Source organism: Pseudomonas sp. AD21 (assembly GCF_002878485.1).
Lineage (GTDB): Bacteria > Pseudomonadota > Gammaproteobacteria > Pseudomonadales > Pseudomonadaceae > Aquipseudomonas.
This window is the reverse complement of the sequence record NZ_NQYG01000093.1, coordinates 1-16179: the sequence shown is the minus strand read 5'-3', so window position 1 is coordinate 16179 and position 16179 is coordinate 1. Positions and strand designations below refer to the sequence as shown.

Annotated in this window: 10 protein-coding genes; 5 read left to right on the top strand and 5 right to left on the bottom strand. The window is 61.0% G+C overall.

The features are described from left to right. Positions 1 to 69: 69 nt before the first annotated feature. The gene (locus PseAD21_RS28050) at positions 70 to 423 is read right to left on the bottom strand and encodes a YkgJ family cysteine cluster protein (protein WP_102358975.1); all 354 of its coding nucleotides are present in this window, start codon (positions 421 to 423) and stop codon (positions 70 to 72) included. 147 nt (positions 424 to 570) lie between these two features. Here PseAD21_RS28050 and PseAD21_RS28045 point away from each other — a divergent pair, with 147 nt between their 5' ends. Then, complete coding sequence (locus PseAD21_RS28045; RefSeq protein WP_102358973.1) at positions 571 to 1881, top strand: FAD-binding oxidoreductase; 1311 nt, start codon at positions 571 to 573, stop codon at positions 1879 to 1881. 110 nt (positions 1882 to 1991) lie between these two features. Here the strand turns inward: PseAD21_RS28045 and ligA are convergent, their stop codons facing one another. The 4 genes from ligA to PseAD21_RS28025 all read right to left on the bottom strand — a co-directional run bounded on the left by ligA (position 1992) and on the right by PseAD21_RS28025 (position 9710). After that, positions 1992 to 4349 carry an NAD-dependent DNA ligase LigA gene (ligA, locus tag PseAD21_RS28040; RefSeq protein ID WP_102358972.1) on the bottom strand — a complete coding sequence of 786 codons (2358 nt, stop codon included), beginning with the start codon at positions 4347 to 4349 and terminating at the stop codon, positions 1992 to 1994. 87 nt (positions 4350 to 4436) lie between these two features. Next, positions 4437 to 5300, bottom strand: a complete 864-nt coding sequence (gene zipA, locus PseAD21_RS28035) for a cell division protein ZipA (protein WP_102358971.1) — start codon at positions 5298 to 5300, stop codon at positions 4437 to 4439. Positions 5301 to 5559: 259 nt separating this feature from the next. After that, a complete protein-coding gene (gene smc, locus PseAD21_RS28030) occupies positions 5560 to 9048 on the bottom strand; it encodes a chromosome segregation protein SMC (RefSeq protein ID WP_102358970.1) in 3489 nt (1162 codons plus the stop codon). A 2-nt stretch (positions 9049 to 9050) separates the two neighbouring features. Then, positions 9051 to 9710, bottom strand: coding sequence for a GntR family transcriptional regulator (locus PseAD21_RS28025; protein ID WP_102358969.1), 660 nt, complete (start codon positions 9708 to 9710; stop codon positions 9051 to 9053). Between the two features lie 268 nt (positions 9711 to 9978). On the opposite strand from PseAD21_RS28025, the gene xdhA reads away from it, so the two are divergent. From xdhA to guaD, 4 genes are all read left to right on the top strand, one after another. Beyond that, positions 9979 to 11433, top strand: a complete 1455-nt coding sequence (gene xdhA / locus PseAD21_RS28020) for a xanthine dehydrogenase small subunit (RefSeq protein ID WP_102358968.1) — start codon at positions 9979 to 9981, stop codon at positions 11431 to 11433. Then, positions 11426 to 13819 carry a xanthine dehydrogenase molybdopterin binding subunit gene (xdhB, locus tag PseAD21_RS28015; RefSeq protein ID WP_102358967.1) on the top strand — a complete coding sequence of 798 codons (2394 nt, stop codon included), beginning with the start codon at positions 11426 to 11428 and terminating at the stop codon, positions 13817 to 13819. The genes xdhA and xdhB overlap by 8 nt, the downstream gene beginning before the upstream one ends. 126 nt (positions 13820 to 13945) lie before the next feature. After that, positions 13946 to 14803 (top strand): xanthine dehydrogenase accessory protein XdhC, encoded by an 858-nt coding sequence (xdhC, locus tag PseAD21_RS28005; RefSeq protein WP_102358966.1) that lies wholly within the window; start codon positions 13946 to 13948, stop codon positions 14801 to 14803. Positions 14804 to 14816: 13 nt separating this feature from the next. Then, positions 14817 to 16121 (top strand): guanine deaminase, encoded by a 1305-nt coding sequence (gene guaD / locus PseAD21_RS28000; RefSeq protein ID WP_102358965.1) that lies wholly within the window; start codon positions 14817 to 14819, stop codon positions 16119 to 16121. Positions 16122 to 16179 lie beyond the last annotated feature (58 nt).

Below are 16179 nucleotides of genomic sequence, written 5' to 3'. Positions count from 1 at the left end.
CTCCCTTCAAGTCCTACCATACAAGCGAGCCTGCTCGCGAAAGCGGCGCCTCGGTCCCAAGCGAACGCGTTAAACCAACACCTGCCGATTCGCCGCCATGTACTCGAAGATCTGCTTTTCAACCCGCGGATGAATCAGCTCCACCGGCCGCCTCTCATTCGGGCAAGGCAAGGTTTTGGTGGTACCAAACAACCGGCAGATCAACGGCCGCTCTTCATACACCGTGCAACCATTTGGCCCCAGGTGCACACAGTTCAGCTCCTCCATCGCCGCATCCTGCTCAGCGCGGGTCTTGCGCGGCAGGCGCGACATCTCTTCCGGCGAGGTGGTCACCGGACCGCAACAGTCATGGCAGCCCGGCACGCAGTCGAACGAGGGGATCTGCTGACGCAGGTCGCGGATTGTCTGGCGGTTGCAGCTCATCGAAACGGTAACCCACATGAAATAGGCGGCGATTGTGCCGCAAAAGCCGTGATCCAGACAGCAACGGCCGACCAGTGTTGCCCGTCTTCAGGCGTGCGGCTTATGCTCCGTCAAATTTTCTCGACACTCAGCCGTTGGATGACGCCCATGAATGCCCGCGCCCACACCCTCGCGAGCCAACCCCACGTTGCCTCCTATTACGCCGCCAGCAGCCTGCCGCAACCGGATCATCCGCAGTTGCAAGGTGAAGTGATAGCCGACGTGTGCGTGGTCGGCGGCGGGTTTTCCGGGCTGAACACCGCACTGGAACTGGCCGAACGCGGCCTCAGCGTGGTGTTGCTGGAAGCGCACAGGATCGGCTGGGGCGCCAGCGGTCGCAACGGTGGGCAGTTGATTCGCGGGGTCGGTCACGGCCTCGATCAGTTCACTAACGTCATCGGCGCCGACGGTGTACGCCAGATGAAACTCATGGGCCTGGAAGCCGTGGAAATCGTCCGTCAACGCGTCGAACGTTTTCAGATCCAGTGCGACCTGACCTGGGGCTACTGCGACCTCGCCAACAAACCTGCCGACCTCGAAGGTTTTGCCGAAGACGCCGAAGAGTTGCGCGGCCTCGGTTATCGCTACGAAACCCGCTTGCTGCAAGCCGACGAGATGCACACGGTGGTCGGCTCCAAACGCTACGTCGGCGGTTTGATCGACATGGGTTCCGGGCATCTGCATCCGCTTAACCTGGCGCTGGGCGAAGCCGCCGCCGCGCAACAACTGGGCGTCAAACTGTTTGAACAGTCGGCAGTCACGCGCATCGATTACGGCCCTGAAGTTCGTGTGCACACCGCGCAAGGCTCAGTGCGTGCCAAAACGCTGGTGCTCGGCTGCAACGCCTACCTCAATGATCTGAATCCGCAACTCAGCGGCAAGGTCCTGCCCGCCGGCAGCTACATCATCGCCACCGAGCCGTTGAGCGAAGCCCAGGCCCACGCCCTGCTGCCGCAAAACATGGCGGTCTGCGACCAGCGGGTGGCGCTGGATTACTACCGGCTCTCGGAGGACCGGCGTCTACTGTTCGGCGGCGCCTGCCATTACTCGGGGCGCGATCCGAAGGACATCGGCGCGTACATGCAGCCGAAGATGCTCGAAGTCTTTGCGCAATTGGCCGGGGTGAAGATCGATTATCAGTGGGGCGGGATGATCGGCATCGGCGCCAACCGTCTGCCGCAGATTGGCAGGCTCAATGATCAGCCGAACGTGTATTACGCCCAGGCCTATTCCGGGCACGGGGTGAATGCCACGCACTTGGCGGGCAAGTTGCTGGCCGAGGCGATCAGTGGCCAGCACAGTGCTGGGTTCGACCTGTTTGCCAAGGTGCCGCACATCACCTTCCCGGGCGGCAAGCATTTGCGCTCGCCGTTGTTGGCACTCGGCATGTTGTGGCATCGGATGAAAGAGCTGGTCTGATGTATTTGATCGTTCCAACGCTCTGCGTGGGAATGCATCCAGTGACGCTCTGCGTCACAGCGGACGCGGAGCATCCGGGGCGGCATTCCCACACGGGAGCGTGGGAACGATCAAACGTTCAGGCCGTGGGTTTTGAGGAAGGCGATGAAGGTTTCTTCGTCCATCACTTTTACACCCAGCTCATTGGCCTTGGTCAGCTTGGAACCGGCGCCGGGGCCCGCGACCACACAATGAGTCTTCGCCGACACCGAACCAGCGACCTTGGCGCCGAGGCTTTCCAGATGCTCCTTGGCGACATCACGGCTCATCAACTCAACCTTGCCGGTCAGCACCCAGGTCTCGCCGGACAGCGGCAAACCTTCGACGACTTTCTTCTCGCTCTGCCAGTGCATGCCGAAATCACGCAGTTGTTTCTCGGACTCTTCAGCTAATTGACGATGTTCAGGAGCAGCAAAAAACTCGCGCACCGAATTCGCCTGTTTCTCCGGCAAGGCCTGACGCATATCCAGCCAGTCAGCATTCATCACCGCTTCCAGCGAGCCAAACTTGTCCGCCAGTTTCTGCGCGCCACCCGGGCCAACCGAAGGAATGTGCAGCTTGTCGAGGAAGCCCCCGAGCGTGGTGCTGGCGGCAAACTCGGCGCCCAGCTCACCCTGATCCTGAATCTGCAAACCATGACCGAGCAATTCGGTAATCACCTGCTGGTTATGTGCATCTTCAAAGAAGCTGTGAATCTCGTGCGCCACTTCCAGCCCCACATCCGGCAGGTAGGTCAGGACTTGCGGCAGCGCCTGCTGCACACGCTCCAGCGAACCCAGCGAGCGCGCCAGCACCTTGGCTGTCTCTTCACCGACATCGGGAATCCCCAGCGCATAGATGAAGCGCGCCAGCCCCGGTTTCTTGCTGTCCTCGATGGCCGCCAACAGCTTGTTGCTGGAGACTTCGGCAAAGCCTTCCAGATCGACAATATCGTCGAATTTCAGCGCATACAGATCGGCCGGCGAACTGACCAGGCCTTCGTCGACCAGTTGCTCGACACTTTTGTCGCCGAGGCCTTCGATGTCCATGGCGCGGCGCGACACGAAGTGGATGATCGCCTGTTTCAGTTGCGCACCACAGGCCAGACGGCCGACGCAGCGGTACACCGCACCTTCGCTGATGGTTTCCTTGCCTTTGCTGCGCTTGACCAGTTGCGTGCGCTCGACGTGGGAACCACAGACCGGGCAGCTCTCGGGAATCTGCACGGACCGTGCGTTCTCGGGACGACGGTCCATGACCACTTGTACCACTTGCGGAATCACGTCACCGGCGCGGCGGATGATCACGGTGTCGCCAATCATCAGGCCCAGACGCGCCACTTCATCCATGTTGTGCAGCGTGGCGTTGGCCACGGTGACGCCAGCGACCTTGACCGGTTTCAGCCGCGCCACGGGAGTCACGGCGCCGGTGCGGCCGACCTGGAATTCCACGTCGAGCAACTCGGTGAGCTCTTCCATCGCCGGGAATTTGTGCGCGATCGCCCAGCGCGGTTCGCGGGCGCGGAAGCCCAGCTCGCGTTGATCGGCGATGCGGTTGACCTTGAACACCACGCCGTCGATTTCGTAGGCCAGCGCGTTACGTCGTTCGCCGATGTCGCGGTAATAATCCAGGCATTCGCCGATGCCTTTGGCCAGTTTCAGCTCATGGCTGATCGGCATGCCCCACGCCTGCAATTGCTTGAGGTTGCCGATGTGGGTGTCGGAAATATCGTGGGAGACCTGGCCGATGCCGTAGCAGCAGAATTCCAGCGGACGGTTGGCGGTGATCTTCGAATCCAGCTGACGCAAGCTGCCGGCCGCGGCGTTGCGCGGGTTGGCGAAGGTCTTGCCGCTGACCTCCAACTGCGAGGCGTTGAGGCGCTCGAAACCGGCCTTGGACATGAACACCTCGCCGCGCACTTCCAGAGTCGCGGGCCAGCCTTCGCCATGCAGCTTCAGCGGGATGTTGCGCACGGTGCGCACGTTGACGCTGATGTCTTCACCGGTAGTGCCGTCGCCGCGCGTGGCGCCGCGTACCAATACGCCGTCCTGATACAGCAGGCTGACCGCTAGGCCATCGAGCTTCGGTTCGCAGCTGTACTCCACCGCCGCACCGCCACCGAACAGATCACCGGCCGGCAGATCCAGCCCTTCAGTCACCCGGCGGTCGAACTCGCGCATGTCGGTTTCTTCGAAGGCATTGCCGAGGCTGAGCATCGGCACTTCGTGACGCACTTGGGTGAACGCGGTCAGGGCCACGCTGCCGACGCGCTGGGTCGGTGAGTCGCTGGTGATCAGTTCCGGATTGGCCGCTTCCAGCGCCTTGAGCTCGTGGAACAACCGGTCGTACTCGGCGTCCGGAATGCTCGGCTCGTCGAGGACGTGGTAACGGTAGTTGTGCTGATCGAGTTCAGCGCGCAGTTCTAGGATGCGGTTTTTGGCGGCGGTCATGGGTGTTCTCTCATAAAGCAAAAGAGCAGCCGAGGCTGCTCAATCTATATTGCCGACTGCCTCTTGGGGATGAGGCAATCTTTTCAATCAGCGTTTCTGGGTCAACGCGCGGCGTTCGAATTCGACGATACGCTGACGGTAATGCTCAATGGTTTGCGCGGTCAGAACGCTGCGCTGGTCATCTTTCAACTCGCCGTTCAGTTCCTGGGACAGCTTGCGGGCTGCCGCCACCATCACGTCGAAGGCCTGCTTCGGATGACGCGGGCCTGGCAGGCCGAGGAAGAAGCTCACTGCCGGGGTGCTGAAATGGTCGATGTCGTCCAGATCGAAGATACCCGGCTTGACCGCATTGGCCATGGAGAACAGCACTTCGCCGTTGCCGGCCATGCTTTCGTGGCGGTGGAAAATGTCCATCTCGCCAAAACGCAGACCGCTTTCCAGAATGTTCTGCAACAGCGCCGGGCCTTTGAAGCCGGCAGCGTCACGGCAGATCACGCTGATCACCAGCACTTCTTCGGCTTGCGGCTGGTCTTTGTCGACCACGGCAGGCGCAGGCTTGGTGTCTTCAACGAAATCGTCGTCACGGCTGCTGAAGCTCGGGCCGTCGTCCAGATCCAGATCCAGGTTCAAGTCGCCCTGCGCCGAACCTTTGCTGCCACGCTTGCCACGTTTCGAGCCGGATTCGCGAGGCTCGCGTGCTTCGCGGGCCGGCATGCTCACCGACGGCAGATCGTGTTCGTCCAGTTGTGGCTCTTTATGCGTGTCCAGAACACGGGCCGGGCCCAACAGCTCGGCGCTGGTGTCCTCGTCCGGCAGGTTGGACAGACTTCGGTCAAGACGGAATTTCAGTTTTCCCTTGCCGCCGCGCATACGGCGCCAGCCATCGAAAAGAATACCGGCTATCACAATGATGCCGATGACGATCAGCCACTCGCGCAGACCGATTTCCATGTAATCCCGTGCCTCTATAAAAAATGCTGAAAAATAAGGGGTTTACACTGTGCAAACCGCTTTAAAACGTGGCGCCAACTCTATGTTCTGACAGGCGTTTTGCCCACGTATACGAAAAATTGACATTAAACTAGCACGACCAAAGACAACTTTACACCGTCTGTCTCATTGGCTTGCGCGAATATGTCGATTGGCCAGCAAGTCGAACCCGGTAAAAAAGTCCTACAACACCAAATTACCTTTCCGACACCACGCTGACTCAGGCGTCCACCATCGCCATCGCCTCCTCGACATCCACTGCAACCAGTCGCGAACAACCCGGCTCGTGCATCGTCACCCCCATCAGTTGATCAGCCATTTCCATGGCGATCTTGTTGTGGGTGATATAGATGAACTGCACGGTCTGCGACATTTCTTTAACCAATCGTGCGTAGCGTCCAACGTTAGCGTCATCCAGTGGCGCGTCAACCTCATCGAGCATGCAGAACGGCGCCGGGTTCAACTTGAAGATGGCAAAAACCAGTGCCAGCGCGGTCAGGGCTTTTTCCCCGCCGGAGAGCAAATGGATGGTGCTGTTCTTCTTCCCTGGCGGCTGCGCCATGATCGTTACCCCTGTATCGAGTAGATCTTCGCCCGTCAGTTCCAAATACGCGCGCCCGCCACCGAAAACTTTTGGAAAAAGTGCCTGTAAACCGCCATTGATCTGATCAAAGGTATCTTTGAAGCGGTTACGGGTTTCCTTGTCGATCTTGCGAATGACGTTTTCCAGGGTCTCCAGCGCTTCGACCAGATCGGCGTCCTGCGCATCCAGATAACGTTTACGCTCGGATTGTTGCGTGTACTCGTCGATGGCCGCGAGGTTGATCGCGCCCAGGCGCTGAATCCGCGCATTGATCCGTTCGAGTTCATCTTCGGCGGCGCGTTCACTGGCCTCGGGGGTCAATGTCGCGAGCACACCATTGAGATCGTAGCCGTCTTCGAGCAGTTGATCCTGCAAGGCCTTGCGCCGCACGGTCAGCGCTTGCCATTCCATGCGTTGCTGTTCGAGCTGGCCGCGGATCAGTTGCGATTGCTGCTCGGCCTGGGTCCGGCGTTTTTCCGCCTCGCGCAATTCGCGGTCGGCGTCTTCCAGAGCGATTTGTGCGGTCTTGAGTTCTTCGTCGACGCTCATGCGCTTGTCGAGCAGTTCTTCGAGTTTGAGGCGCAACTCTTCCAGCGGCGCTTCGCCCTCCTCCAGATTCAGACTCAACTGTTCGCGCTTTTCGGTCAGGCGCTCGGCCTGCATTTCCAGACGCTCCAGCGCCTGACGCGTAGAGTCATGCTGCGCGCGCAACGAGCCGAGGCGCACCGCCAATTGATGGGCGTGATCCTTGTGCTGCCGCGCTTCCTGGCGCACGCGGTCGAGGCGTTCGCGCAGGCTGTCGCGCTGGGCCAGCAGCAATTCGCGCTGCTCGGTGTCCAGCGCCATGGCATCCAGCGCTTCCTGCAATTGCATGCGCGCTTCGCCAACCTGTTCGAGCTCAAGCTCGCGTTGTTCACCGAGTTCGACCAACTCTTCATCAAGACGCGTGCGGCGCAAAGTCAACTGCTCGGCCTTGGCTTTGCCGGCGGACAACTGGGCTTTCAACTCACCTTGCGAACGGGCTTCGTCTTGCAGCAAACGGCGCAAATGCTCGCGGCCGTTTTCCTGCTGACGCTGCTGCGCACGCAGGGTTTGCAGACGGGTTTCCATGGCCTCGACCGTGGCTTCTTTCTCCTCGCGTTCGAGGTGCAGCGCTTCGATTTCCTGACCACGAGCGAGCATGCCGCTTTCCGCTTCGCTGGCCCGACGCACACGCAGGAAGTGCCGACCGATCCAGTAACCGTCGCGGCTGATCAGGCTCTCGCCGGCGCTCAATTGCCCACGCAAGGACAATGCCTGCTCGAGGCTGTCGACCGGTTTGACCTGACCGAGCCACGGCGACAGATCGATCTGCGCGTCGACTTTATCCAGCAAGCTGCCCGCCGCTGGCACACCATCATTGCCGGGGCTGAGCAGGCGCAGATCGCCCTGAGTGAAACCGGATAAATCGAAACCACTGAAATCGTCGACCAGCACCGCTTGCAGATCGGCGCCGAGCACGGTTTCCACCGCCAGTTCCCAACCGGCTTCGACCTTCAGGCCTTCGGCCAGACGCGGGCGCTCGGCGAGGTTGTGTTCCTTCAGCCATTCGGCGGTGCCGGTGCCCGGATCCAGCGCGGCTTGCTGCAAGGCTTCAAGAGACGCGAGACGACCGTTGAGGCGCTGCAAATCGCCCTGCGCCTGTTGCTGCGCGGTCAGCGCCTGCTGCAATTCCTGACGCAGTTGTTCGAGTTTTTCGACTTGGGCTTCTTCGCTGGTCTGCAAATCTTCGAGGGTCGCTTCGGACTCGGCGAGCTGCTCGTTGAGCTCCATGATCGCCGCGTCTTCCGGATCAGCCGAGAGCAACGCGCGCTCTTCGCCGAGGCGTTTCTGCCGGTCAGCGAGGCGCTCCATGCTGGTTTCCAGCTGCTGGATACGCGACTGCTGCACTTCGGCCTGACGCCGCGGTTCGGCGGCGGTCAGGTTGAACGTGTCCCACTGCTCCTGCCAACCGTGCATGACGCTTTCGGAATCTTCCAGCGCAGCGGCGGCTTCTTCGGCGGCGGCGCTGGTGACCTCCTGCTCGGGGGTGAGCATGTCCAGCTCTTCACCGAGGGTCAGCAGCAGCGTGCGGTCGTGGCCCAGGTGCGATTCGGTTTCCAGGCGCGCGCGTTCGGCTTCTTTCAGATCGTCCTGCAACTGGCGCAGGCGTTGCTGGCCGTGCTGAATGCTCTGCTCGACCCGGGCGATGTCGCCGCCGACCGAGTAGAAGCGCCCTTGCACCAGATTGAAGCGTTCGGACAGTTCATGGTGTCCGTCGCGCAGGCGCTCGATGGCCGCATCGGCATTGCGCTGCTCGGCGACCAGCGCCTCGAAACTGACTTCCTGGGTGCCGATGATCGACTCGCGCTGGCCGACCTGATCGTTGAGATCCTGCCAGCGCAAGGCCGACAGTTGCGCTTTGAGCTGACGCTCCTCGGCTTTGAATTCCTGATACTTCTTGGCGGACTCGGCCTGACGGTGCAAGCGCTCGAGCTGACGCTCGAGCTCTTCGCGCAGGTCGGTCAGACGCGCGAGGTTTTCGTGGGTGCGGCGGATGCGGTTTTCGGTCTCGCGCCGGCGCTCCTTGTACTTGGAGATACCCGCTGCTTCTTCGATGAAGTTGCGCAGGTCTTCGGGCTTGGACTCGATCAGCTTGGAGATCATCCCCTGCTCGATGATCGAATAGCTGCGCGGGCCGAGGCCGGTGCCGAGGAAGATATCGGTGATGTCGCGACGACGGCATTTGGTGCCGTTGAGGTAATAAGTGGTCTGGCTGTCGCGGGTCACCTTGCGGCGGATGGAAATCTCCGCGTAGGCCGCGTATTCGCCCAGAAGCGTGCCGTCGGAGTTGTCGAACACCAGTTCGATACTCGCCTGGCTCACGGGTTTGCGACTGGTCGAGCCATTGAAGATGACGTCGGTCATCGACTCGCCACGCAGGTTTTTCGCCGAGCTTTCGCCCATCACCCAGCGTACGGCGTCGATGATGTTCGACTTGCCGCAACCATTCGGCCCGACGACCGCCGCCATGTTACTGGGGAAGTTCACCGTGGTCGGGTCGACGAAGGACTTGAACCCCGCCAGTTTGATGCACTTTAGCCGCACGCTCAGGCAACCGTCAGGGCGGAAACCACCAGATCGCAGCTGCGCTGGGCGTAAGCCGTCAGCACGGTGCGGATCTGCGGCAAATCACGGGCGAGGACAGCGGCCAGCAGGCGTTCGAACAGCTCGAGGAACTCGCTCATTTCGGCCTTGCGCTGTTCGAGGGCGAGAAAGTACGCACGGCTCATGGCCGGCTGCAGGTTCTCGACGGTCTCTTGCAGGTACGGGTTGTTGGCGAATGGGTACGCAGCGCGCATCACGCTGAAGCTGTCGTCGACGAAGGTGCGGATGTCCTGACGCTCGTAACTGGCAGTCAGACGCTGTTGGATCTGCACGAACGGCGCCATGTCGGCCTGGGTCTGCCAGCCATTGGCGACCGCGTTGCCGAGCAGGATGTACAGCTCGCTCATCAGCGTGCACAGGCTCTGCACCTTGTGCGCGGTGAGTTCGGTGACATGGGCGCCACGTCGCGGCAGAATCGCGATCAGGTGGCGGCGTTCGAGGATCAGCAGGGCTTCGCGGACCGATCCGCGGCTGACATTGAGGGCCAGCGTGACCTTCTGTTCCTGAATGCGCTCTCCCGGCTTCATTTCGCCACGAATGATGCGTTCGGCGAGGTGGTGAGCGATTTGCTCGGCGAGGCTGTCCGGCGCCTTGAACGTCATGGTTGTCCTTCAAACTCTTCGATCTGCACAAGCGGCGCAGTGTAGCGCAAATGCAGGCTCATGGCGGAGTGCCCGCAGGACGGTTTTTGGCACGATTCAAGCAAAAAAAGCAGTGGATCCGCTCAGGGTCAATACTCAATAGAGCACACGTTAATCGACAAAACCGTTTTTCCTGACCTTTAAGTCAGAAAACCATTGACCGAAAAGTCAGACCTGCTAAATTCGGCTCAAGTCGGTTAACAACAATAATGAGTCTGCGAGGCCTTCCGTGATCCAGTTTTTACTTAACCAGGAACTCCGTAGCGAGCACGCCCTGGACCCGAATCTGACCGTGCTCAATTACCTGCGCGAACATGTAGGCAAGTCCGGCACCAAAGAAGGCTGCGCCAGCGGCGACTGTGGCGCCTGCACCGTGGTGGTCGGCGAGTTGCAAACGGATGACGACGGCCGCGAACACATTCGCTATCGCAGCCTCAATTCGTGCCTGACCTTTGTTTCGTCGCTGCACGGAAAACAACTGATCAGCGTTGAAGACCTCAAACACAAAGGCGAATTGCACAGCGTGCAGAAAGCCATGGTCGAGTGCCACGGCTCGCAGTGCGGTTTCTGCACCCCAGGTTTCGTCATGTCGCTGTTCGCCCTGCAGAAGAACAGCGATGCACCGGATCATGCCAAGGCCCACGAAGCGCTGGCCGGCAACCTCTGCCGCTGCACCGGCTACCGGCCGATCCTCGCCGCGTCCGAGCAGTCGTGCTGTGACAAGCAACCGGATCAGTTCGATGCCCGCGAAGCCGAGACCATCGCCCGCCTCAAAGCCATCGCCCCGACCGATATCGGCGAACTCAACAGCGGCGACAAGCGCTGCCTGGTGCCGCTGACCGTGGCTGATCTGGCAGATCTCTATGACGCTTATCCACAAGCGCGGCTGCTGGCCGGCGGCACCGATCTGGCGCTGGAAGTCACGCAGTTCCACCGCACCTTGCCGGTGATGATCTACGTCGGCAATGTCGCGGAAATGAAGCGCATCGAAATCTTCGATGACCGCATCGAAATCGGCGCCGCCACCGCCCTCTCCGACTGCTACGAAGCGCTGAACACCGAGTACCCGGACTTCGGCGAACTGCTACACCGCTTCGCCTCCCTGCAGATCCGCAACCAGGGCACCCTCGGCGGCAACATCGGTAACGCCTCGCCGATCGGTGATTCGCCACCGCTGCTGATCGCCCTCGGCGCACAGGTCGTGCTGTGCAAAGGTGAAACCCGCCGCACCTTGAACCTGGAAGATTACTTCATCGACTACAAGGTCACCGCGCGCCAGGAAAGTGAGTTCATCGAAAAGATCATCGTGCCGCGCGCCAGCGCCGAGCAGTTGTTCCGTGCCTACAAAGTCTCCAAGCGTCTGGACGACGACATCTCCGCCGTCTGCGCCGCCTTCAACTTGCGCGTCGAAAACGGCGTGATCACCGATGCGCGCATGGCGTTCGGCGGCATGGCCGCGATCCCGAAACGTGCCGCCCACTGCGAAGCCGTGTTGATCGGTGCGCCGTTCAACAACGCCGTGGTCGAACGTGCCTGCGCCGCACTGGCCGAAGACTTCACACCACTCTCGGACTTCCGCGCCAGCAAGGAATATCGCCTGCTCAGCGCGCAGAACCTGCTGCGCAAATACTTCATCGAACTGCAAACACCGCACATCGAGACTCGGGTGACCGCTTATGTCTAACCATCACGGCGTAGAGAAAACTCAAGCTGAACTGGCTGAACTGTTCGCCAGGGACCTGACCACCGGCGTTGGCCGCAGCGTCAAGCACGACAGCGCCGCCAAGCACGTGTCCGGTGAGGCGCAGTACATCGATGATCGTCTGGAATTTCCGAACCAGCTGCACCTTTATGCACGCATGTCGGACCGCGCCCACGCGAAAATCATCAGCATCGACACCTCGCCCTGCTACGCCTTCGAAGGCGTGCGCATCGCCATTACCCACGAAGACGTGCCGGGTCTGAAAGACATCGGCCCATTGATGCCGGGCGACCCGCTGCTGGCCATCGACGACGTGCAATTCGTCGGCCAACCGGTGCTCGCCGTTGCCGCGAAAGACTTGGAAACCGCACGCAAAGCGGCGATGGCCGCGATCATCGAATACGAAGATCTGGAGCCGGTACTCGATGTGGTCGAGGCCCTGCGCAAACGCCACTTCGTGCTCGACAGCCACACCCATCAGCGCGGCGATTCGGTGTCCGCACTGGCGACCGCTGAACACCGCATTCAAGGCACGCTGCACATCGGCGGCCAGGAACACTTCTACCTCGAAACCCAGATCTCCTCGGTGATGCCCACCGAAGACGGCGGCATGATCGTCTACTGCTCGACGCAGAACCCGACCGAAGTGCAGAAACTGGTCGCCGAAGTGCTCGACGTGTCGATGAACAAAATCGTCGTCGACATGCGTCGCATGGGCGGTGGTTTCGGCGGCAAGGAAACCCAGGCTGCCAGCCCGGCGTGCCTGTGCGCAGTCGTCGCGCACCTCACTGGCCAGCCGACCAAGATGCGCCTGCCGCGCGTCGAAGACATGCTGATGACCGGCAAGCGCCACCCGTTCTACGTCGAGTACGACGTCGGCTTCGACAGCACCGGGCGCCTGCACGGGATCAACATGGACCTGGCCGGCAACTGCGGCTGCTCGCCGGACTTGTCCGCGTCGATCGTTGACCGCGCGATGTTCCACTCGGACAACTCGTACTACCTGGGCGATGCGACGATCAATGGTCACCGCTGCAAGACCAATACCGCATCGAATACCGCCTACCGGGGTTTCGGCGGCCCGCAAGGCATGGTCGCGATCGAAGAAGTGATGGACGCGATTGCCCGTCACCTCAACCTCGATCCACTCGCTGTGCGCAAGGCCAACTACTACGGCAAGACCGAGCGCAACGTCACCCACTACTACCAGACCGTCGAGCACAACATGCTCGAGGAAATGACCGCCGAGCTTGAAGAAAGCAGCCAGTATCACGAACGCCGCGAAGCGATCCGCCGCTACAACGCCAACAGCCCGATCCTGAAAAAAGGCCTGGCGCTGACCCCGGTGAAATTCGGCATTTCGTTTACCGCAAGCTTCCTCAATCAGGCCGGCGCACTGGTGCACGTCTACACCGACGGCAGCATTCACCTGAACCATGGCGGCACGGAAATGGGCCAGGGCCTGAACACCAAGGTCGCGCAAGTCGTAGCCGAAGTGTTCCAGGTGGAAATGGATCGCGTGCAGATCACCGCGACCAACACCGACAAGGTGCCGAACACCTCGCCCACCGCCGCCTCCAGCGGTGCCGACCTCAACGGCAAGGCCGCGCAGAACGCCGCCGAGATCATCAAGCAGCGGCTGGTGGAATTTGCTGCGCGGCACTACAAGGTCAGCGAAGAAGACGTCGAATTCCACAACGGCCACGTGCGCGTGCGTGACCACATCCTGACCTTCGAAGCGCTGATCCAGCTGGCGTATTTCAATCAGGTGTCGCTGTCGAGCACCGGCTTCTACAAGACCCCGAAAATCTACTACGACCGCAGCCAGGCCCGGGGTCGGCCGTTCTACTACTTCGCCTTCGGCGCGGCGTGCTGCGAAGTGATCGTCGACACCCTGACCGGCGAGTACAAGATGTTGCGCACCGACATCCTCCACGACGTCGGTGCCTCGCTGAACCCGGCGATCGACATCGGTCAGGTCGAGGGCGGTTTCATCCAGGGCATGGGCTGGCTGACCATGGAAGAGCTGGTCTGGAACAACAAGGGCAAGCTGATGACCAACGGCCCGGCCAGCTACAAGATCCCGGCCGTGGCGGACATGCCACTGGACCTGCGCGTGAAGCTGGTGGAAAACCGCAAGAACCCGGAAGACACGGTGTTCCATTCCAAGGCTGTCGGCGAGCCGCCGTTCATGCTCGGCATTGCTTCATGGTGTGCGATCAAGGATGCGGTGGCGAGCCTCGGTGACTACAAGCATCAACCACAGATCGATGCGCCGGCGACGCCGGAGCGGGTGTTGTGGGGTTGCGAGCAGATGCGTCAGCTCAAAGCGGTGAAAGCGGTCGAAGCTGAAACCGAGGTTGTTTGATGATCGTTCCCACGCTCTGCGTGGGAATGCAGCCCGCGACGCTCTGCGTCGCATCCTGAACAGCGGACGCGGAGCGTCCAGTGATGCATTCCCACGCAGAGCGTGGGAACGATCTGAGAGGTGTGTATGTACAACTGGATCGACGCCCTCGCCGACCTGCAGAACCAGGGCGAATCCTGCGTTCTGGTGACGATCATCGAAGAACTCGGCTCGACCCCACGCAATGCCGGGTCGAAAATGGTCGTCAGCGCGAATCAGACCTTCGACACCATCGGTGGCGGGCATCTGGAATACAAAGCCATGCAGATCGCCCGCGAGATGCTCGCCAGCGGTAAGCAGGACACCCATCTCGAGCGTTTCAGCCTCGGCGCCAGCCTTGGCCAGTGCTGCGGCGGCGCCACCGTGTTGCTGTTCGAACCGATGGGCCAGGTACAGGCGCAAATCGCCGTGTTCGGTGCCGGCCACGTCGGCCGCGCCTTGGTGCCGCTGCTCGCCAGCCTGCCCTGCCGGGTGCGCTGGATCGATTCGCGCGATGCCGAATTCCCCGAACACATCCCCCACGGCGTGCGTAAAATCGTGTCCGAAGAGCCTGTGGATGAAATCGATGAGCTGCCCGCCGGCAGCTATTGCATCGTCATGACCCACAACCATCAGCTCGACCTTGAACTCACTGCCGCGATTCTCAAGCGCAACGACTTCGCCTACTTCGGCCTGATCGGTTCGAAGACCAAACGCGCGAAGTTCGAACACCGTTTACGTGATCGCGGCTTCGACAGCGGCGTCGTGCAGCGCATGCGCTGCCCGATGGGCATCGGCGAAGTCAAAGGCAAACTGCCTGTGGAAATCGCCATCTCCATCGCCGGCGAAATCATCGCCACCTATAACGCCAACTTCGGCCAGCAGACTGCCAGCGCCGAACCGATTGCCAAGCTGCTGCCGGTTTCGCGGCGCAGTCAGGCCGCCAAACTCAAAGCCTCAAACTGATTAGAGAACCCTCATGCCTCTGACTCGCAAAGCCTACCGCGCCGCCATCCTGCACAGCATCGCCGATCCCGCCGAAGTCGGGATCGAAGCTTCCTACGAATATTTCGAGGATGGCCTGCTGGTGGTCGATGGCGGCAAGATCAGCGCCCTTGGCCACGCCAGTGATTTACTGCCGACCCTGCCGGCGGACATCGAAATCGAGCATTACAAAGACGCGCTGATCACCCCGGGCTTCATCGACACCCACATCCACCTGCCGCAAACCGGCATGGTCGGCGCCTACGGCGAGCAACTGCTGGACTGGCTCAACACTTACACCTTCCCGTGCGAAAGCCAGTTCGGCGACAAGGCTCACGCCGACGATGTCGCGGACATTTTCATCAAGGAACTGCTGCGCAACGGCACCACCACCGCACTGGTGTTCGGCAGCGTGCACCCGCAGTCGGTGAACTCGTTTTTCGAAGCCGCCGAGAAGCTCGACCTGCGGATGATCGCCGGCAAGGTGATGATGGACCGCAACGCGCCGGACTACCTGACCGACACCGCCGAATCGAGCTACGTCGAGAGCAAGGCGCTGATCGAACGCTGGCACGGCAAGGGCCGCCTGCACTACGCAGTCACCCCGCGTTTCGCCCCGACCAGCACCCCGGAACAGCTGACCCTCGCCGGCCAGTTGCTCACCGAGTACCCGGATCTGTACATGCAGACCCACATCAGTGAGAACCTCAAGGAAATCGAGTGGGTCAAGGAGCTGTTCCCGGAGCGCAAGGGCTACCTCGACGTTTACGATCACTACCAGTTGCTCGGCGAGCGTTCGGTGTTTGCTCACGGCGTGCACCTGTGCGACGACGAATGTGCGCGACTGGCGGAAACCGGCTCGGCGATCTCGTTCTGCCCGACCTCGAACTTCTTCCTTGGCAGCGGCCTGTTCAACCTGCCGATGGCCGAAAAACACAAACTGAATGTCGGCCTGGGCACTGACGTCGGCGGCGGCACCAGTTTCTCGCTGCTGCAAACCCTGAACGAAGCCTACAAAGTCATGCAGTTGCAGGGTGCGCGCCTGAGCCCGTTCAAGTCGCTGTACCTGGCGACCCTCGGCGGTGCGCGGGCGCTACGCCTGGAAGACAAGATCGGCAACCTGCAACCGGGTTCCGACGCCGACTTCCTGGTGCTGGATTACCACGCCACGCTGCTGCTCAGTTACCGCCTGAAGCAGGCCAACAACATTGCCGAGACGTTGTTTGTGTTGATGACGCTGGGGGATGACCGCACGGTGCAGCAGACGTATGCGGCGGGTGCTTTGGTGCATCAGCGCTGAGTTTTTCCGCCCCATGATCGTTCCCACGCTCTGCGTGGGAATGCAGCCCGTGACGCTC